The organism is Streptomyces sp. NPDC026515, from assembly GCF_055567595.1.
Genome location: NZ_JBVHQD010000012.1, coordinates 265,687 through 287,942, shown reverse-complemented (window position 1 = coordinate 287,942; position 22,256 = coordinate 265,687). Strand labels below are relative to the sequence as shown.

The following is a 22,256-nucleotide window of genomic DNA, read 5'->3' as shown; positions in this document are numbered from 1 at the left end:
GGCCCCCGAACGCTCCTGAGGGCAGGTTAGGTGAGCATAACCTCAGTTGCTGTGACGTGGATCGCCAAAACCGCATCGACACTGTTGAGTTAGGTAACCCTTACCTTACTATGCGAGCGGTCGCGGCTCCGCTGAGCCGTTCCACACCTATGGGGAGGCACGGGCAGCTGTGTCGGGCAACACGCGATCTTCCGCACCCACTTCGGCGATTCCGGCTTCCGCGAATCCGGCGACGAGGGTGGGCACCACCGAGGAGTACTGGCGGCAGAGGTTCGCCGCACCGGCACCGGAGACCGCGCTGCCGCACGACTTCCCCCACCCGCCCCGGTCGCGGGAACGAGGCCGGCCGGGCCGCCGCACGGCGGCGCTGCGGACCACCGCCGACGAGGCGACCCGGCTCGCCGCCTTCGTGGCCCTCCTGCACCGCTACGGCGCCGCCCCCGCGACCGAGATGACCGTCGCGTACGACGGGCTCCCCCTGCGCCTCACGGTGGCCGGCGGCCTGACCTTCGCCCAACTCCGCGCAGGCGTCACGGCCGCCGGCGCGGAGGCCGCCGCCCACCGGCTGCCGACCGCCGACCTGCTGCGGCTGCTCGCTCCCGAACCCGGCCGCGGTGGCGCCCTGTTGTGCGCCACCGGCTTCGGCAGCGCGCCCTGGGAACAGGGCGGCCCACTGGACCTGGCGCTGTCCGTGGCCGACGGGGAACTGCGCGCGGACTACGACCCCGACCTCTTCGAGGCCGCCACCGTCGACCGCGTCCTCGGCCACTACGCCACCCTGCTCGCCGCGGCCCTCGACCGGGCCGACACCCCGGTCGCCGCCCTGGACCTCCTCGGCGAGGACGAACGGCACCGGATCCTCGTCGAGTGGAACGACACCGCGCACTGCGTACCCGCGCTCACCTGGCCGCGCATGTTCGCCGACCAGGTGGCCGCCCGCCCCGACGAGGTGGCCCTGATCCACGAGGACGTCCGCCTCACCTACGCCGAACTCGACGCCCGGGCAGCCCGGTTGGCGCACGCCCTGGTGGCCAGGGGGGCCGGGCCCGAGCGGGTGGTGGCCCTCGCCGTCCCGCGCTCGGCCGACATGATCGTGGCCGAGGTCGCCGTGCTGAAGGCGGGCGCCGCCTACCTGCCCGTCGACACCGACTACCCGGCCGACCGCATCGCCTACATGCTCGACGACGCCCGGCCGGTCTGCCTCGTCACCACCGCCGAGACGGTCCCCGACCTGCCACCGGGCCAGGACCTGCTGGTCCTCGACGCCCCGGAGACCCGCGCCGAACTCGCCGGTCACCCCGAACACGACCCCGCGGCCGCCGCCGGGCTGACCGTGGCACACGCCGCGTACGTCATCTACACCTCCGGCTCCACCGGCCGCCCCAAGGGCGTGGTGCTCTCCCACGCCGGCGTCGCCAAACTGGTCGCCACCCAGCGCGAACGGTTCGGGATCGGCCCGCACAGCCGGGTCCTGCAGTTCGCCTCGCCCAGCTTCGACGTGGCCTTCTGGGACCTGTGCCTCGGCCTGCTCTCCGGCGGCCGGCTGGTCGTCGTGCCCGCCGACCGCCGGGTGCCCGGCGCGCCGCTCGCCGACTACGCGAACGAGCACGGCATCACCTTCATGATCCTGCCGCCCGCGCTGCTGGCCGCCATGCCGGAGGACGTACGGCTCCCGTCCGGGGCGACCCTGCTGGCGGGCACCGAGCGGGTCTCGCCGGAACTGGTCGGGCGGTACGCGCGCGGCCGGATGATGTTCAACGCCTACGGCCCCACCGAGGCCACCACCAACTCCACGCTCGGACTGTGCGATCCGGACACCCCGGCCGGGACCATCGTGCCCATCGGCGTCCCGGACCCAGGCACCCGCGCCTACGTCCTGGACGACCGGCTGCGGCCGGTACCGGCCGGTGTGGTGGGGGAGTTGTACCTCGGCGGCGCCGGACTCGCCCGCGGCTACCTCGGCCGGCCCGCGCTCACCGCCGAGCGGTTCGTCGCCGACCCGTTCGGCGCGCCCGGCGAGCGCCTCTACCGCACCGGCGACCTGGTCCGCTGGAAGGCGGACGGGCGGCTGGAGTTCCACGGCCGGGCCGACGGCCAGGTCAAGATCCGCGGCTTCCGTATCGAGCCCGGCGAGATCGAGTCGGTGCTGCGCGCCCACCCCGCCGTCGACCAGGCCGCCGTCGTGGTCCGCGAGGACCGCCCGGGCGACCGCCGGCTCGCCGCCTACGTCGTGCCCTCCCTGGAAGCCGCCGGGGCCGACGAGGCCGTGTCCGACTGGAAGGACCTGCACGAACTCCTCTACTCCGCCGCCGGTTCGGACGGCTTCGAGGAGAACTTCGCGGGCTGGAACAGCATGTACGACGGGCTGCCCATCCCCCTCGCCGACCTGCGCGAGTGGCGGGACGCGACCGTCGACCGGATCCGGGAACTGCGGCCCCGCCACGTCCTGGAGATCGGCGTCGGCAGCGGACTGCTGCTGTCCCGGATCGCCCCGGGCTGCGACGGGTACGTCGGCACCGACCTCTCCGAGGAAGCCGTGCGCGCCCTGCGCGCCCAGGTCGAGGCCGTACCCGAACTGGCCGGCAGGGTCACCCTGCTGGCCCGGCCCGCGCACGAGCTGACCGGCCTGCCGGAGGGCACCTTCGACACGATCGTCCTCAACTCCGTCATCCAGTACTTCCCGGGCGCCGGCTACCTCACCGACGTCCTTCGCTCGGCCCTCCGGCTCCTCGCGCCCGGTGGCGCGCTGTTCATCGGCGACGTACGGAACCTGCGGCTGCTGCGGACCCTGAGCGCGGCCATCGAGACGGGACGGGCCGGCACGGACGACAAGGAGGCCCTGCGTGCCGCCGTCGACCGGGCCGTCGCCTGGGAGGGCGAACTCCTCGTCGACCCGGACTACTTCGCGGCCCTGGACGGCTGCACCGCCGAGGTGCGGATCAAGCGCGGCACCCACCACAACGAGCTGACCCGCTACCGCTACGACGTCGTCCTGCGCCCGGCCGCCACGACCTCCACCGGCGACCCGGCCGAGGTCCCCACCGACCCCGCGAACGAGGTCCCCTGGTCGGCCCTGGGCACCCCCGAGGCCCTCGCCGAGCGGCTGACCGCCCCGGACCGACCGGCACGGCTGCGCGTCACCGGCATCCCCAACGCCCGCCTCGCCCCCGACCTGGCCGCCCGCGGCACCCTCGACGACTCCAGCCGCACCGGCGGCCCCGGCGTCGACCCCGAGACCGTGCACGAGACCGCCGCCCGGCACGGCCTGCGGGCCGCCCTCACCTGGACCGCGGACGCCGACGACGGCAGTTTCGACGCGGTGTTCGCGCTCGGCGAAGACACCCCGCTCGGCCCGCTCTACCGCCCCGCACAGGACCACCCGCACGCCAACCGGCCGGCGCCGTTCCGCAACGTGGGCGCGCTGATGGCCCAACTGCGCTCGCACACAGCCGAGTTCCTGCCCGAGTACATGGTCCCGGCCGGCCTGGTCCCGCTGGACCGGCTGCCCGTCACCCCCAGCGGCAAGCTCGACTCGGCCGCCCTGCCCGCCCCGGACCACGGCCTGCTCAGCGCGGGCCGCGCCCCGCGCACCGAGCGGGAACGCCTGCTGTGCGACCTGTACGCACGCGTCCTGCGGGTGTCCTCGGTCACCGTCGACGACGACTTCTTCGCGCTCGGCGGCGACAGCATCGTCGCCATCCAGCTACTGGTCCTGGCCCGCCGGGGCGGCCTGGAGCTGACCTCGCGCGACGTGTTCCGGCACCGTACGGTCGCCCAGCTCGCCACCGTCGCCCGCACCGCCGACGCGAGCACCGAGGACACCGCCGAGCTGCCCTGGGACGCCCCGACCGCCGAGGAACTCGCGGCGCTCCAGGGCCAGAACCCGCTCACCGTCGCCGAGGTCCTGCCGCTCGGCCCGCTCCAGGAGGGCTTCTACTTCCACGCCCTGGTGGACGGCGGCGAGCACGACGCCTACGTGGTCCAGCAGGTGATCGAACTCGCCGGACCCGTCGACGGCGACCTGCTCCGGCAGGCCGCCCGGCGGCTGCTCGACCGGCACGCCCCGCTACGGGCCTGCTTCCGCCGGCTCCCGGGCGGCCGCCCCGTCCAGATCGTCGCCACCGGCCTCGACGTGCCGTGGCGCGAGGTCGACCTCGCCGCCCAGGATCCCGCCGTCCGCGCGGGACTCGCCGAGGCCGTCGCCGCCGACGAGCGCGCCCGCCGCTTCGACCTCGCCCACCCGCCGCTGGTGCGCTGCGCCCTGGTCCGCCTCGCCCCGGACCGCGGCCGACTGGTCCTGACCTTCCACCACATCGTCGCCGACGGCTGGTCGCTGCCCGTCCTGCACCGCGAACTCCTCGCCCTGTACGGCGCCGAGCCCACCGCGCTGCCCGAAGTCGCCCCGCTGCGCGGCCACCTGGCCCGCATCGCCCGCGCCGACCGCGAGGCCGCCCGGCACGCCTGGCGATCCGCCCTGGCCGGGATCGACGAGCCCACCCGCCTGGTCGAGACCCCCGCCACCGGGCCGATCGAGCCCGCCCAGATCCGCATCGAGCTGCCCGAGCGCACCACCGCCCGCCTCACCGCCCGCGCCCGTGAGCACGGCGTCACCCTCGGCACCGTCGTCCAGGCCGCCTGGGGCCTGCTGCTGGCCGGCCTCACCGGCCGCCAGGACGTGCTGTTCGGCACCACCGTCTCCGGCCGTGACGCCGCCGTGCCGGGCATCGAGTCGATGATCGGCCTCTTCATCAACACCCTGCCCACCCGGCTCAGCTGGACGCCCGCCGACACCCTCGGCGCCGTCCTGGAACGGCTCCAGCGGGAGCAGAGCGCCCTTCTGGACCACCAGCACCTCGGCCTCGCCGAGATCCAGCGGGCCGCCGGACACCCGGGCGGCGGCGAACTCTTCGACACCCTCGTGGTGTTCGAGAACTACCCCGCCGACTCGAACCTCACCGACCCCACCGGCACCATCCGGCTGACCGGGCACGCCTTCCACGACGCCGTGCACTATCCGCTGGCCCTGATCGTCAAGCCCGGCCGCCGACTCGACCTGCGCCTCAAGCACCACACCGGCCGGCTCTCCGCCGACGCCGCCGGGCTCCTCGCCGGCCGGCTCACCCTGGTCCTGGACGCCCTCGCCGACGACACCGCCCGTCCGGTGGCCGCCCTCGACCTGCGCACCCCGGCCGAGCGGGCCCACCCCGAGGGCGAGCGGCACACCGTGCCCGCGGTCACCCTGCCCGACGCCATCGCCGCGCAGACCGCCCGCACCCCCGGCGCCACCGCCGTCGTCTTCGCGGACACCACCCTCAGCTACGCCGAACTCGACGCCCGCGCCGAAGCGTTGGCCCGACGGCTGCGGGCCCGGGGAGCGGGACCCGAGCAGTTCGTCGCCGTCGCCGTGCCGCGCTCGGCGGAACTGATGGTGGCCCTGCTCGGCGTGCTCAAGGCGGGCGCCGCCTATCTGCCCGTCGACCTCGACTACCCGGCCGACCGCATCGCGTACATGCTCAGCGACTCCGGCGCCCGGACCGTCGTCACCACCGCCCGGGACGCCGTACGCCTGCCGGACCCGGACGGCCTGGACATCCTGTACGCGGAGGGGGGCGAGGAGGGCGCGGACCTTCCGGACACACCCCGGGGCGTGCCGCTCACCCCCGACCACCCCGCCTACCTGATCTACACCTCCGGCTCCACCGGCCGCCCCAAGGGCGTCGTCGTCACGCACCGCGCCATCGGCAACCGGCTCGCCTGGATGCAGGGTGCCTACCGGCTCGGCGCCGACGACCGGGTGCTGCAGAAGACACCGGCGAGTTTCGACGTCAGTGTCTGGGAGTTCTTCTGGGCGCTGCACGAGGGCGCCGCCGTCGTCCTCGCCGCCCCCGACGGGCACCGTGACCCCGCCTACCTCGCCCGGCTGATCCGGGCCGAGAACGTGACGACGGCGCACTTCGTCCCGTCCATGCTGGAGGCGTTCCTCGCCTCCGAGGAGGTCACCGCGGACCCCGCGTGGGCGGGCAGCCTGCGCCGGGTCCTCAGCAGCGGCGAAGGGCTGCCCGGACAGACGGCGGCCCGCTGGCACGAGCTGACCGGCGTCCCGCTGCACAACCTGTACGGTCCCACCGAGGCCGCCGTCGACGTGACCCACCACACCTTCGACGGCGCACCCGACACCACCGTGCCCATCGGCCGGGCCGTGTGGAACACCGGCCTGCGCGTGCTGGACTCCGGCCTGCGCCCGGTGCCCGACGGCGTCCCCGGCGAGCTGTACCTGACCGGCGTCCAGCTGGCCCGCGGCTACCACCGGCGCCCCGCGCTCACCGCCGACCGCTTCGTCGCCGACCCGTACGCGGCCACCCCAGGCGCCCGGATGTACCGCACGGGTGACCTGGTGCGCCGCCGCCCGGAAGGCACCCTCGACTACCTGGGCCGTACCGACCGGCAGGTCAAGCTGCGCGGAAACCGGATCGAACCCGGCGAGATCGAGGCCGCGCTGACCGGGCACCCGGCGGTGGCGCGCGGTGCCGTCGTCGTCCGCGACCAGCGCCTGGTCGCCTACGCGGTCCCGGCCGCCGGTGCCGTCGCCGACCCGGCCGAACTGCGTGCCGCGCTCGCGGACGCGCTGCCCGCCCCCCTGGTCCCGGAAGCGTACGTCGTCCTCGACGACCTGCCGCTCACCCCGAGCGGCAAGCTCGACCAAGCCGCACTCCCCGCTCCCGAGGCAGGACGCGCCGCCCGCCGCGAGCCCGCCGGCCCCCTGGAACGGCAGCTCACCGACATCTTCGCGGGCGTCCTCGGCATCGCCGACGTCGGCCCGGACGACGACTTCTTCCGGCTCGGCGGCGACAGCATCAGCTCCATCGGCGTCGCGAGCCGGGCCCGGGCCGCCGGCCTCGGCCTCAGCCCGCGCGACGTGTTCACCCACCGCACGCCCGCCGCCCTCGCGGCCAACACCGGCACCGCCACGGCCGCCACTTCGGCCGCCGCCTTCACCCTCACCGACGCCGAGCAGGCCCGCGTCCGCGCCCTCGCCGCCCCGGCGGCCGTCGCCGACGTCTGGCCGCTGGCCCCCCTCCAGGAGGGCCTGTTCTTCCACTCGGCCTATGACCAGGGCGCGTTGGACGTCTACACCGTCCACGAGACCTTCGACTTCGCCACCCGGCTGGACACGGCCCGGCTGCGCGCCGCGGTCCGCACGCTGCTCGACCGCAACCCCGGCCTGCGCGCCGGCTTCACCAGCGAAGGCCTGGACCGGCCGGTGCAGTTCATCGTCGAGGACCCGGGCATCCCGCTGACGGAGGTCGACCTCGCCCACCTCTCGGCGGCCGAACAGGACCTCTGTGTGCGGGAGTTGACCGACGCCGAGCGCAACCGGCGGTTCGACCTGTGCGCGCCCCCGCTGTTCCGGCTGCTCCTGCTCCGCCTCGGCGCCGAGCGAGGCGACCGGCTGGTCGTCGGCCGCCACCTGATCCTCTGGGACGGCTGGTCGGCCTGGCTCCTCCTCGACGAACTGTTCGCGCTGTACGAGACCGGCGGCGACGCCGGCGCACTGGCCGCGCCCGGCAGCTACCGGGACTACCTGACCTGGCTGGACCAGCAGGACGACGCCGCCGCCACCGCCGCCTGGCGCACCGCCCTGGGCGGCCTGGAGGAGCCCACCCTGCTCGCGCCGACGGCCGCGGACGGCCTCGAACCGGTCATCCCCGAGCAGCTCGGGGTACGCCTGACCGCCGCACTCGGCGACCGGCTGCGGGAGACCGGCCGCGCCCACGGCCTCACCCTGAACACCCTGCTCAACGCGGCCTGGGGCCTCACCCTCGCCTCCGCCACCGGCCGCCCCGACATCGTGTTCGGCACGACGGTGGCCGGCCGGCCCAGCGAGGTCCACGACGTCGGGAACATCATCGGCCTGTTCCTCAACACGGTCCCGACCCGGATCGTGTTCGACCCCGCCGAGCCGGTCCTCGGCCTGCTCCGCCGCATCCAGGGCGAGCGGCTCGACCTGATGCCGTACGAACACCTCAGCCTCGGCGTGCTCCAGGCCGAGACCGGGCACCGCAAGCTCTTCGACACCCTGTTCGTGCTCCGCAACAACGACACCGAGGACCGGCTGGCCCGGCTGCGCACCCGGCACGGCGCCACCGCCGTCGCCAACGTCGACGCCACCCACTACCCGGCCAACCTCGTCGTCACCCCGGGTCACCGGATCGCGGTCACCCTCACCCACCGGCCCGACCTCGTCCCCGCGGACCGCGCGCAGGACCTCCTGGACCGCTTCGCCCTGCTCCTGGACCGCCTCACCGCCGACCTGACGGCCCCCGTCGGCTCCCTGGACCCCCTGCTGCCCGCCGAACACGCGGCGCTGCGCGAGGAGTGGGCCGCCGGGCGGGTCGCGGACCCCGAGGACACCATCGCCGACCTGCTGGCAGCCCAGGCCGCCCGCACCCCGGACGCCCGCGCCCTGGTCTTCGGCGAGCGCACCCTGACCTACGCCGAACTCGACGCCGCCGTCAACCGCATGGCCCGGCTGCTGACGGAGCGCGGCGCGGGCCCCGAGCGGATCGTCGCCCTCGCCCTGCCGCGCTCCCTCGACATGGTCGTCGCCCTGTTCGCCGTACTGCGCACGGGCGCCGCCTATCTGCCGCTGGAGCTGGACCACCCGGCCGACCGGCTCTCCCTGACGCTGGCCGACGCCCGCCCGCTGCTGCTGCTCAGCAACACGGCCGTATCGGCCACGCTGGACGGCGACATGACCCGGGTACTGCTCGACGACCCGGACACCGAGGGGGAGCTGGCCGGGCTGCCGGACACCCCCGTGCACCGCCGTTTCAGCCTCGAACACCCCGCCTACGTCATCTACACCTCCGGCTCCACCGGCCGACCCAAGGGCGTCGTCACCCCCTACCGGGGACTGACGAACATGCAGCTCAACCACCAGAAGGAGATCTTCGGACCGTCCATCGCGGCGGCCGGCGGACGGCGGCTGCGGATCGCGCACACCGTGTCCTTCGCCTTCGACATGTCGTGGGAGGAGTTGCTCTGGCTGGTCGGGGGCCACGAAGTGCACGTGTGCGACGAGGAGTTGCGGCGCGACGCCGAGGCGCTGGTCACCTACTGCCGACACCACCGCGTCGACGTCGTCAACGTGACCCCCACCTACGCCCGGCTCCTCATCGAGCAGGGCCTGCTGGAGGGCCACGTCCCGCCGCTGGTGCTGCTCGGCGGCGAAGCCGTCCCGGAGACCGTCTGGACGGCCCTGCGCGACACCGAGGGCACCTACGGCTACAACCTGTACGGGCCCACCGAGTACACCATCAACACCCTCGGCGGCGGCACCCTCGACAGCGCCACCCCGACCGTCGGCAAGCCGATCCGCGGCACCCGCGCCCACATCCTGGACTCCTGGCTGCGGCCGGTGCCCGAGGGCGTGCCCGGCGAGCTGTACGTCGCCGGCATCGGCCTGGCCCGCGGCTACCTCGACCGGCCGGGCCTGACCGCCGAACGGTTCGTCGCCGACCCGTTCGGCGCGCCCGGCGAGCGCATGTACCGCACCGGCGACCTGGTGCGGCGGGGCCCCGACGGCAACCTCGGCTTCCTCGGCCGCACCGACGACCAGGTCAAGATCCGCGGCTACCGCGTCGAACCCGGCGAGATCGAGACCGCCCTGAGCCGCCACCCCCTGGTCTCCCAGGCCGCCGTGGTGGTCCGCGACGAACGCCTCGTCGGCTATGTCGTGCCGTCCGGCGCCGGCAGGGGCGAACGCACCGCCGCCGAGGCCGCACAGGTCGGGGAGTGGCGGGAGATCTACTCCGACGAGTACGAGGAGATCGGCACCGCCGTCTTCACCGAGCAGTACGACGGCTGGGACAGCTCCTACGACGGACAGCCCATCCCCTTCGAGCAGATGCACGAGTGGCGCGAGGCCACCCTCGCCCGTATCCGCTCGCTGAACCCGCGCCGCGTCCTCGAGATCGGCGTCGGCTCCGGCCTGTTGCTCTCCCGGCTCGCCCCGGAGGCCGAGGCCTACTGGGCGACCGACTTCGCCGCCCCCGTCATCCGGAAGATCGGCGCCGAACTGCGCGCCGGGGACCCGGAGCTGGCGGCCAGGGTCGAGCTGCGCTGCCGTCCCGCCGACGATCTCGGCGGCCTGCCCGCCGACTACTTCGACACGATCGTCGTCAACTCCGTCGTCCAGTACTTCCCGAGCATCGAGTACCTCGCCTCGGTCATCGACGGCGCCATGGCGCTGCTCGCACCCGGCGGTGCCCTCTTCATCGGCGACGTCCGCAACCTGCGGCTCGCCCGCACCTTCCACACCGAGATCCAGCACGCGCGGGGCACGGCGGACGGCGAGCTGGAGCGGGCCGTGGAACGCGGGCTGCGCCTGGAGAAGGAACTCCTGGTCGACCCCGACTTCTTCACCACCCTCGGCCACGGCGTCGACCTGCGCACCAAGCGCGGCCGGCACCACAACGAACTGACCCGGCACCGCTACGACGTCGTCCTGTACGCGGGTGAGCCAGACGTGCGGCTGGGCGAAGCCCCGACGGTCGAATGGACCACCGCCCACACCGTGGGTGAACTCGCCCGCGGCGGCTGGACCTCCGAAGCCGTCGGCCGGCTCCTGTCGGCCGGTTCCGGGCCGGCCGGCCGGCGAGGCGACCGCTCGCGCGCCGAGCCGCCCGCGGCCCTGCGCGTGACCGGCATCCCGGACGGCCGGACCGCCGAGGACGGCGTCGACCCCGAGACCCTGCACGCGCTCGGCGCGGCCGCCGGACACCGGGTGCTGACCACCTGGTCGGCACGGACCGGCACGTACGACGCCGTCTTCCTCACCGGCGAGCCCGCCGAACACCGCCTCACCGACGGCCTGTTTCGCCCCGGCGGCGGCAGCGAACCCTACGCCAACGACCCCACCGCGGCCCGCGAGACCAGCGCCCTGGTCCGCAGGCTGCGCGAGGACCTCGGCCGTGAGCTGCCCGCGTACATGGTTCCGGCCGCTTTCGTCACCGTCGACGGCCTGCCCATGAACGCCAACGGCAAGCTCGACGTCCGGGCCCTGCCCGAGGCCGAACCCGCCGTCGCCCTCGGCGGCGGGCGCGGCCCCCGCACCCCGCAGGAAGAGGTGCTGTGCCGCCTGTTCGCGGAGGTGCTGGGGCTGCCGGCGGCCGGCGCCGAGGACAACTTCTTCGACCTGGGCGGCCATTCGCTGCTCGCCACCCGCCTGGTCAGCCGGGCCCGCACCGAGCTGGGCGCCGAACTCGCCATCCGTGACCTCTTCGAGGCGCCCACCCCGGCCCGGCTCGCCGCCCGGGTCGGTGCCGCCGGCCCGGCCCGGCCGCCCGTCACCGCGGTGACCGACCGCCCCGACCGCATCCCGCTGTCCCCGGCCCAGCGCCGGATGCTGCTCGTCGAACAGATCACCGGCAGCGGCGTCGCCTACCACTTCCCGCTGGTCCTGCGGCTGCGCGGGGACCTCGACACCGAGGCCCTGCGTGCCGCCCTGCGGGACGTGGCGGGCCGCCACGAGGCCCTGCGCACGGTGTTCCCCGCCCACGATTCGGAGCCGTACCAGCGGATCGTCCCGGCCGGCGAGGCGGAGCCGGCCCTCACCGTCACCGACGCCCGTGAGGACGACCTGCCCGCGCTGATCGAGGCCGCGCAGCGCCGCCCCTTCGACCTCACCGCCGAACTCCCGCTGCGCTGCCAGGTGTTCCGGCTCGGTGCTGACGAGCACGTGGTGGCCGTCGTCCTGCACCACATCACCACCGACGAGTGGTCCGACCGGCCCTTCCTCGCCGACCTCGACACCGCCTACGCGGCCCGCCGCGCGGACACGGCCCCGGACTGGGCGCCGCTGCCCGTGCAGTACGCCGACTACACCCTGTGGCAGGACCGCCTCCTCGACCTGTTCGGGGAGCGGCAACTCGTCTACTGGACCGAGACCTTGCGCGGCGCCCCCGCGGAACTGGCCCTGCCCCTGGACCGGACCCGCCCGGCCGAGCCCTCCGGCCGCGGCGGCACCGTACGCCGGGCGGTGCCCGCGGACACCGGCCGAGCCCTGCGCGATCTCTCCACCGCCACCGGCACCAGCATGTTCATGCTGCTCCAGGCGGCCACCGCCGCCCTGCTGCACCGGCTCGGAGCGGGCGACGACATCCCGCTGGGCGCCCCCATCGCCGGCCGCACCGACAGCGGACTGGACGACCTGGTCGGCTTCTTCGTCAACACCCTCGTCCTGCGCACGGACCTCTCCAGCGCCGACGGCGAAGAGCTGACCTTCCGTCAGCTGCTGGCCCGGGTGCGGGAGTCGTCGCTGGCCGCCTTCGAGCACCAGGACGTGCCCTTCGACCGGGTGGTGGAGGCCGTCAACCCGCCCCGCGCCGCCGGACGCAACCCCCTCTTCCAGGTCATGCTCGGCTACCACCACCGGCCCGACGGCGACCCGGACACCCTGCTCGGACTGCCCGCCGAGTGGTACGACATGGCCACCGGCACCGCCAAGTTCGACCTCGACTTCACCTTCGTCGACGAGTCCGACGTCTCCGGCCGCATCACGCTCCTGCTGGAGTACGCCACCGACCTCGCCGACCCCGGGACGGCCGCGCTGCTCGCCGAGCGGCTCGTCCTCCTCCTCGACCGGGCCGCCCGCACCCCGGACGCCCCGCTCGCGGACCTGGACATCCTGACGCCGGACGAGCTGGCGAACGCCACCGGCGCCTGGAACGACACCGCGCACCCGGCGGAGACCCGCTCCGTCCCCGAGATCCTCGCCGACACCGCCTGCCGCCACCCCGCCCGTACGGCCCTGGTCACCGGCCCTTCCGGCACCCCGCGCCGCACCACGTTCGCCGAACTCCACGGACAGGTCCAGGCGCTGGCGCAACGGCTGCGCGCCCACGGCGCCGGTCCCGGCACGGTCGTCGGACTCGCCCTGCCCCGCCAGGAGATGGTGCCCGCGCTCCTCGGCGTCCTCGCCGCGGGCGCCGCCTACCTTCCCCTCGACCCCGAACACCCGGCGGAGCGCCTGGAGTTCATGCTCACCGACGCGGCCCCGGCGTGCGTGCTCACCATCTCCGCGCTCGCCGTGCGCCTTCCGGACGCCCCGGCCGTACCACGGCTGCTCCTCGACGCGCCATGGCCGATGGCCGGACCGGCCCGCACCGCCCCGGCCCCGCACCCACTCCAGGCCGCGTACACCATCTACACCTCCGGCTCCACGGGCCGCCCCAAGGGCGTCATCGGCACCCACCGCGGACTGGGCAACCTCTACGCAGCCCATCTGCGCGACCTGATCGAGCCCGCCGTCCGCGACACCGGGCGGGAGACGCTGCGCGCGATCCACGCCGCCTCCTTCAGCTTCGACGGCTCCTGGGAACCGCTGCTGTGGCTCCTCGCCGGGCACGAACTGCACGTCGTGGACGAGCCGACCATGCTCGACCCCGCGGCCCTGCTGCGCCGGCTTGCCGACTCGGACATCGACTTCGTCGACCTCACCCCCACCTATCTGCGCGAACTGCTGCACCATGGCTTCCTCGCGGCCGACGGCACCGGCCCGGTCCCGGCCGTCGTCGCCGTCGGCGGAGAGGCCACCCCGCCCGCCCTGTGGCGGCGCCTGACCGCCCTGCCCGACACCGCCGTGCACGACCTGTACGGACCCACCGAGTGCGCGGTCGACGCCTACGGCTGGCACCACGCCCCGGGCACCGGCCAGGCCGCCGACTGGGCCGCCCCGCTGGACAACATCCGCGCCCATGTCCTCGACGACCGGCTGCGGCCCACCCCCGCCGGGGTGCCCGGCGAGCTGTACCTCGCGGGCGAGGGACTGGCCCGCGGCTACCTGGGCCGTCCCGGCCTGACCGCCGGGCGGTTCGTCGCCGACCCGTACGCGACCACGCCCGGCGCGCGCATGTACCGCACCGGCGACCTGGTGCGCCGCCGGCCCGACGGCACCCTCGTCTTCCTCGGCCGCGCCGACGACCAGGTCAAGCTGCGCGGCTTCCGGATCGAACCTGGCGAGGTCGAGGCCGTGCTCGTCGGCCACCCCGCCGTCGCCGCCGCGGCCGTCGTCGTCCGCGAGGACCGGCCCGGCTCACCCCGCCTGGTCGCCTACGTCGTCGGGGACCGGACGAGCGGGCAGGTGCCCGACCCGGCCGAACTGCGCGCCCATGCCGAGGCCGCGCTGCCGGCGCCGATGGTGCCCGCCGCCTTCGTCGCCCTCGGCGCACTGCCCCGCACGGTCAACGGCAAGCTCGACACCGCCGCCCTGCCCGCCCCCGGCCCGACGGCCGCCGCGAGTGCCGGCGGGCGGCCGCCGCGCACCGCACGCGAGGAACTGCTGTGCGCGGAGTTCGCCGCCGTGCTCGGCGTCGGACAGGTCGGTCCCGACGACGACTTCTTCGCCCTCGGCGGCCACTCACTGGTCGCCATGCGCCTGGTCGGCCGGGTCCGCGCGGCGCTCGGGGGAGAGGTCTCGCTGCGTACGGTCTTCGACGCGCCGACCCCGGCCCGGCTCGCGGCCCGTCTCGACGCGGGCCGTGCCGTCGGCCGGCCCGCGCTGGACAGCGCACGGCCGCGCCCCGAGCGGCTGCCGCTGTCCTCCGCCCAGCACCGGCTGTGGCTCCTCGACCAGGTGGAGGGCCCCAACCCCGCGTACAACATCCCCGCCGCCTGGCGTCTCACCGGCGAGCTGGACCGGGCCGCCCTCGAAGCCGCCCTCAACGACGTCGTCGCCCGCCACGCGCCGCTGCGGACCGTGTTCCCGGCGGTGGACGGGGTGCCGTACCAGCGGGTGCTGGACCCCGCCGAGGGCCGCGTCCGGCTCGGCACCGGGCAGCACACCGAGCCGGCCGCCGAGGCCGCCCGCCCCTTCGACCTCGCGCGTGAACTCCCCCTGCGGGCCGCACTGTTCGAGACCGGCACACCGCGGGAACAGGTGCTGCTGCTCGTCCTGCACCACATCGCAACCGACGAGTGGTCCGACCGGCCGCTGCTCGCCGACCTCTCCGCCGCCTACGCGGCCCGGACCGCCGGCCGCGGCCCCGAGTGGGCTCCGCTGCCCGCGAGTTACGCCGACTACACACTCTGGCAGCGCGACCTGCTGGAGGCCACCGGCGCCGATCTGCTGGCCCACTGGACGGACACCCTGGCCGGGCTCCCGGCGGAACTGAACCTGCCCGTGGACCGGCCGCGCCCCGCCGAGTCCAGCGGCCGCGGCGGCACCGTCGGCTTCACCGTCCCGCCCCGCCTGGAAGGCGCGCTGCGGGCCATCGCCCGCGACCACGGCGTCAGCATGTTCATGGTCGCCCAGGCGTCCGTGGCCGCGCTGCTGCACCGGCTCGGCGCCGGCGAGGACATCCCGCTCGGCGCCCCCGCCTCCGGGCGCGGCGACGAAGCACTCGACGACCTCGTCGGTTTCTTCGTCAACTCCCTGGTCCTGCGCACCGACCTGTCCGGCGATCCCACCTTCGCCGAACTGCTGGCCCGCGTCCGGGAGACCGACCTGGCCGCCTACGAGCACCAGGACCTGCCCTTCGAACGGCTGGTGGAGGCCCTCAACCCCGAACGCTCCCTCGCCCGGCACCCGTTGTTCCAGGTGATGGTCGTCCACCTGGCCGGGCAGCGCACCGGACCCGTCCTGCCCGGCCTCACGGCCCGCCGGGAGAGCGTGGGCCAGGACGGCGCCAAGTTCGACCTCAGCTTCGACTTCGTCGAGCAGGGCGAGGGCAACGGCATCCAGGGCTGGATCGAGTACAGCGCCGACCTGTTCGACCCCGCCACCGCCGAGGCCCTGGCCCTCCGGCTGGAGTCGCTCCTCGAACAGGTCGCCGCCGACCCCGGCCGCCGCGTCGCCACCCTCGAGGTGCTGCGCGACGCCGAACGCACCCTGGTCCTCACCGAGTTCAACGACACCCGCCACGACGTCCCCCACCTCACCCTGCCCGAGCTGTTCCGCGCACAGGCCGCCCGCACCCCCACGGCCACGGCGGTCGTCTTCGAGGACACCTCGCTCACCTACGCGGAACTCGACCGGCGCGTCGAGCGGCTGGCCCACACCCTCGCCGCGCACGGGGCGGGAGCCGAGGCGACGGTCGCCGTCGCCCTGCCGCGCTCCCCGGCACTCGTGGTGACGCTGCTCGCCGCGCACCGCGCGGGCGCCGCCTACCTGCCCCTGGACACCGGCTACCCGGCCGAGCGACTCGCGTACACGCTCACCGACGCGCGCCCGGTCTGCCTGGTCACCACCGAAGGCGTCACCCTCCCCGGCACCGGCGTCCCCCGCCTCACGGTCGACGCCGGCGGCACCCCCGCCGAGCCGGCCCACGCACCCCTGCCCACCGCCTACGACCCCCGCCGTCCCGCCTACGTCATCTACACCTCCGGCTCCACCGGCCGCCCCAAGGGCGTCGCCGTCACGCACTCGGGCATCGTCAACCGGCTGCTGTGGATGCAGGACACCTACCGACTCGGCGCCGACGACCGGGTGCTGCAGAAGACCCCCGCCGGGTTCGACGTGTCCGTGTGGGAGTTCTTCTGGCCGCTGATCACCGGCGCCACCCTGGTCCTGGCCCGTCCCGAGGACCACCAGGACCCGGTCCACCTGGCCGGCCTGATCGAGCGGCAGCGCATCACCACGGCCCACTTCGTGCCGTCGATGCTGCGTGCCTACCTGGACGAACCGGCCGCCGCCGGCCGTACCGCGCTGCGCCAGGTGATGTGCAGCGGCGAGGCCCTGCCCGCCCCGCTGGCCGCCCGCTTCCACCAGGTCCTGCCGGGCACCCGCCTGCACAACCTGTACGGACCCACGGAGGCGTCCGTCGACGTCACCGCCCACGAGGTGCCCGCCGACCCGGCCGCCGTGCCGATCGGCCGCCCGGTGTGGAACACCCGGACCTACGTCCTCGACGGCGCCCTGAACCCGGTGCCGCCCGGCGTGAGCGGTGAACTCTATCTGGCGGGCGTCCAGCTGGCCCGGGGCTACCTCGGGCGTCCCGGCCTGACCGCCGAGCGGTTCGTCGCGGACCCCTTCGGCGAGCCGGGGGAGCGGATGTACCGCACCGGTGACCTGGCCCGCTGGAGCGGGAGCGGCGAGCTGGAGTACCTCGGCCGTGTCGACGACCAGGTCAAGCTGCGCGGCTTCCGGATCGAACCCGGCGAGATCGAGGCGGTGCTGGCCGCCCATCCGGGCGTCGCGCACGCCACCGTCGTGCTGCGCGACGAACGGCTCGTCGCCTACGTGGTCCCCGCCGGCTCCGGCACGGACCCCGCCGGACTCCGGGCCCACACCGCCCGGTCGCTGCCCGACCACATGGTGCCGGCCGCCGTGGTCACCCTCGACGCCCTGCCGCTCACCCCCAACGGCAAGCTGGACCGCCGGGCGCTGCCCGCGCCGGACTTCGCCGCCGAGGCCGGCGACACCCTGCCGCGCACCCCGCTGGAGGAGACCCTGTGCGCTCTCGTCGCCGAGGTGCTCGGACTCGGACGAGTCGGCGTCGAGGACGACTTCTTCGCCCTCGGCGGCGACAGCATCGTCGCCATGCAACTGGTCGCCCGGGCCCGCGCCGCCGGACTGGCGTTCAGCCCCCGGGACGTGTTCCGGCACAAGTCGGCCGCCGGACTGGCCACCGTGACCGCCACGGCCGTCGCCGAACACCGCGAGGAGAGCCTCCTGCTCGACCTCACCGACAGCGAGCGTGCCGAACTCGCCGCCCTGCCCGCCGGATCCGGCGTCCTGCCCGTCTCCCCGCTCCAGGCCGGCCTGCTCTTCCACGCGGCCCTGGACTCCGGCGACGAGGGACCCGACGTCTACACCGTCCAGGTCTCCTACGACCTCGACGGCCCCCTGGACCCCGACCGGCTGCGGGCGGCCGGGCAGGCCGTGCTCGACGCCCACGAGAACCTGCGCGGCGGCTTTTGGCACCTGTCCTCCGGACGGCCCGTCGCCGTCGTACCACGCACCGCCGTACTGCCGTGGCGGCGGCTCGACCTCACCGGGGAAGCGCAGGACTGGACCCGGCTGCTCGAACAGGAGCGGCGCCGCTTCGACCTCGAACACCCGCCGCTGCTGCGGATGCTGCTGGCCCGGGCCGGGCAGGACCGGCACCGGCTGGTCCTCTCCCACCAGCACCTGCTCCTGGACGGCTGGTCGCTGCCCCTGCTGGCCGCCGAACTGTGGGCGCGCTACGAGGGCCGCACCCCGGCACCGGCCGCCCCCTACCGTGCGCATCTGCGGCTGCTGGCCGCCCAGGACCCCGCCGCGGCCACCGCCGCCTGGAACGAGGCCCTCACCGGTCTCGCCGAGCCCACCCGGCTCGCGCCCGCCGACCCCGACCGGGCCGCCGCCGTCCCGCACACCCACACCGTGGAACTGGACGCCGGCCGCACCGCGGAGCTGGAGGCGTTCGCCAGGAGCCGGGGCGTCACCCTCAACACCCTGGTGCAGGCGGCCTGGGGCGTGCTCCTCGGCCGGCTCACCGGGCGCGAGGACGTGGTGTTCGGCGCCACCGTCGCCGGCCGCTCGCCCGAACTCGCCGGATCCGAGGCGATGATCGGCCTGTTCATCAACACGGTCCCGGTACGGGTACGGGTCCGCCCCGCCGAGAGCACGGCCGCCCTGCTGGAGCGGCTCCAGGACGAGCAGTCCCGGCTCATCGCCCACCAGCACCTCGGACTCGCCGACATCCAGCGGGCCGCCGGACTGGGCGAACTCTTCGACACCCTGCTGGTGTTCGAGTCCTACCCGGTGGCCGAGGACGACGAGGGGACCGGGGACGCGCCGCGCGTCACCGTCCGCGACCACGCGGACTCCACCCACTATCCACTGGCCTGGGCCGTCGAACCCGCCGAACGGCTGCGGCTGACCGCCGAGTTCCGCCCCGACCTGTTCGAGGCGGCCACCGTACGACGGATCACCGATGCCCTGACCGCACTCCTCACCGGCATGGCCGCCGACCCGGACGGTCCCGTCGGCCGGCTGGAGCTGCTCGGCTCCGCCGACCGGTACGCCGTCCTGGAGACCTGGAACGACAACGCACTCCCGACATCCGAACGACCGGGCACGGTACCGGCGTTGTTCGCCACACAGGCCGCCGCCACCCCGGACGCGGTCGCTGTCACCGACGGCCGCACCACCTGGACCTTCGCCGAACTCGACGCCCGAAGCTCCGAGTTGGCGTGGACGCTGGCCGGGCACGGCGCCGGACCCGAGCGGATCGTGGCGCTCGCGCTGCCCCGCACCGCCGGCCACATCGTCGCGATCCTCGCGGTGATGAAGGCGGGCGCCGCCTATCTGCCCCTCGATCCCGACCTGCCCGAGGCCCGGCTGGCCGCGACGCTCGCCGACGCCCGCCCGGCGCTGCTCCTCGCCACGACGGACACCGCCGCCGGTCTGCCGCCGGCCACCGGGGTCCCGGTCCTCCTCCTGGACGCCCCCGCGGACGGCCTGCCGCAGTCCGAGCCCACCCCGCCCGGCCCCGACCACCCGGCCTACGTCATCTACACGTCCGGTTCCACCGGCCGCCCCAAGGGGGTCGTCGTCACCCAGCGCGGTGTCGCCAACCTCTTCCACAGCCACCGCCACGACCTGCACGACCTGGCCAGGGAACGCACCGGACGACGGCACCTGCGGGTCGGGCACGCCTGGTCGTTCTCCTTCGACGCCTCCTGGCAGCCGCAACTGTGGCTCCTGGACGGGCACGCGCTGCACATCGCGGACGACGAGACGCGCCGCGACCCCGAGCTCCTCACCGCGTTCGTCCGTGACCAGGGCATCGACTTCGTCGAGGTCACGCCGTCCCTGCTCGCCCGGATGGCGGACAGCGGGCTGATCGGCCCGGACGGCCGCTGCCCGCTGGCACTGGTCGGCTTCGGCGGCGAGGCCGTGCCCGAGTCGCTGTGGCACCGGCTTGCCGCCCTCCCGGACACCGAGGCCGTCAACCTCTACGGTCCCACCGAGGCCACCGTGGACGCCCTCGTCGGCCGGGTCCGCGACAGCGCCCGCCCGGTCGTCGGACGCCCCGTCCACCACTCCCGCGCCTACGTCCTGGACACCGCGCTGCGCCCGGTCCCGCCCGGCGTCACCGGCGAGCTGTACCTCTCCGGGCCGGGCCTGGCCCGCGGCTACCTGGGCCGCCCGTCACTGACCGCCGAACGCTTCGTCGCGGACCCCTTCGGCAACCCGGGGGAGCGGATGTACCGCACCGGCGACCTGGCCCGCTGGACCGAGGAGGGACTCCTGGAGTTCGCCGGCCGCAGCGACGACCAGGTGAAGATCCGCGGCTACCGGGTCGAACCCGCCGAGATCGAGGCCGCGTTGGACACCCATCCGGCGGTCGTGCGGAGCGTCGTCGTGACCCGCGAACACCGCACCGGCGTACGGCAGTTGATCGCCTACGCGGTGTCGGCCGACGCGGCCGGCGCCGAACTGCGCGCCCATGCCGCGGCCGTCCTGCCCGACTACATGGTCCCGGCCGCCGTGGTCGTGCTGGAGCGGCTGCCGCTGCTGTCCAACGGCAAGCTCGACCGGGCCGCCCTGCCCGCCCCCGACTTCACCGCGGCGGGCGGCGGCCGGGCCCCGGAGAACGACACCGAGCACACCCTGCGCGACCTGTTCGCCGACATCCTCGGGCTGCCCGCCGCGGCCGTCGGCACGGACGACGACTTCTTCGCCTACGGCGGCGACAGCATCGTCGCCATGCAACTCGTCGCCCGGGCCCGCTCCGGCGGCCTGCGGATCACGCCCCGCCAGGTCTTCCGGCACCGCACGGTCGCGGCCCTCGCCGCCGTCGCCGTCCCGCTGGGAGCCGGCGAACGGCACGCCACGCACGACGACGGCACCGGCAGCGTCCCGCTCACCCCGATCATGCGGGCCCTGATCGACCGCGGCGGCCCGATCGCCGCCTACCACCAGGCGGCCCTGATCCGCACCCCCGCCGACCTCACCGGACCCGGCCTGCTGAGCGTGCTCGGGGCGCTCGCCGCCCGGCACGACATGCTCCGTGCCCGGCTCGTCCGCGCACCACAGGCCGCCCTGTGGGTGCCGGCCGCGCCCGACACCGACGTGCGGACCTGGCTCACCCGGGTCGACGTACGCGACGCCCTGGCCGACGAGTCCGCACTGCGGGACGCCATCGCCCGCCACGCGCGTACGGCCCTGGCGGAACTCGACCCCGACACCGGGGCGATGGTGCGGGCCGTCTGGTTCGACGCCGGTCCCGGCCGTCCCGGGCGGCTGCTGCTCCTCGTCCACCACCTGGTGACCGACGGCGTCTCCTGGCGGGTGCTGCTGCCCGACCTGGCCACCGCCTGGGCGGCCGTCCGCGGCGGCCGAACCCCCGAACCGGCCCCGGTGGAGCTGTCGTTCGGCCGCTGGTCGCGGCTGCTCGGCGCCCGCGCCGCCGACCCCGCGGCCGAGGACGAGCTGCCGTGGTGGACGTCCGTCCTCGCCGAGGGTGCCGGACTGCCTCTGGCCCGCCCCCTGGACCCCGCGCGGGACACGGTCGCGCGGACCCGCTACCTCTCGCTGACCCTGCCCGCCGCTGTCACCGGGCCGCTGCTCAGCCGGGCCCCGGCCGCCTTCGGGGCGAGCGTCAACGACGTCCTGCTCACCGCGTTCGCCCTGGCCGTCGGTGACTGGCGGGCCCGGACGCTGGGCGCCCCGAGCGCCGGCGGCCCGGTCCTGGTCGACCTGGAGGGCCACGGCCGTGAGGAGGAGATCGCGGGCGACGCCGACCTGTCCCGTACGGTCGGCTGGTTCACCAGCGTGGTCCCGGTACGGCTCGACCCGGGCACGGCCGGACCGGACGCGCTCGCGGGCGGGGCCGCGCTGGACGAGGCGGTGGCCCGGATCCGGGAGCACCTCGGCAATCTCCCCGCGGCCGGTATCGGCCACGGCCTGCTGCGCCACCTCCACCCCGTGACCGGCCCGCTCCTCGCCGAACTCGGCGAACCGCAGATCGAGTTCAACTACATGGGCCGCTTCGACCGGCCCGCGGACGCCGACTGGTCCTACGCCGCCGAGGAGTCCGCCGCCGACCTCGACGCCGACCCCGGCATGCCGATGTCGCACGCCCTCACCCTCAACGCCCTCACCGAGGACCGCCCCGAAGGCCCGGAACTCGGCGCCCACTGGGCGTACGCGGCCGACCTCCTCACCGAGGACGCGGTACGGGCGCTGGCCGAGACCTGGTTCCGCGCGCTGGAGGCCCTGGTACGACGCGCGGAGGAACGCGACTGACGGCCCGCACCGCACCCAC

Annotated in this window: 1 protein-coding gene; it reads left to right on the top strand. The window is 75.1% G+C overall.

Annotated features, from left to right (window positions below):
* Positions 1-169: 169 nt before the first annotated feature.
* Positions 170-22,237 carry a non-ribosomal peptide synthase/polyketide synthase gene (locus tag ACZ4O3_RS26170; protein ID WP_467724520.1) on the top strand — a complete coding sequence of 7,356 codons (22,068 nt, stop codon included), beginning with the start codon at positions 170-172 and terminating at the stop codon, positions 22,235-22,237.
* Positions 22,238-22,256: the final 19 nt, after the last annotated feature.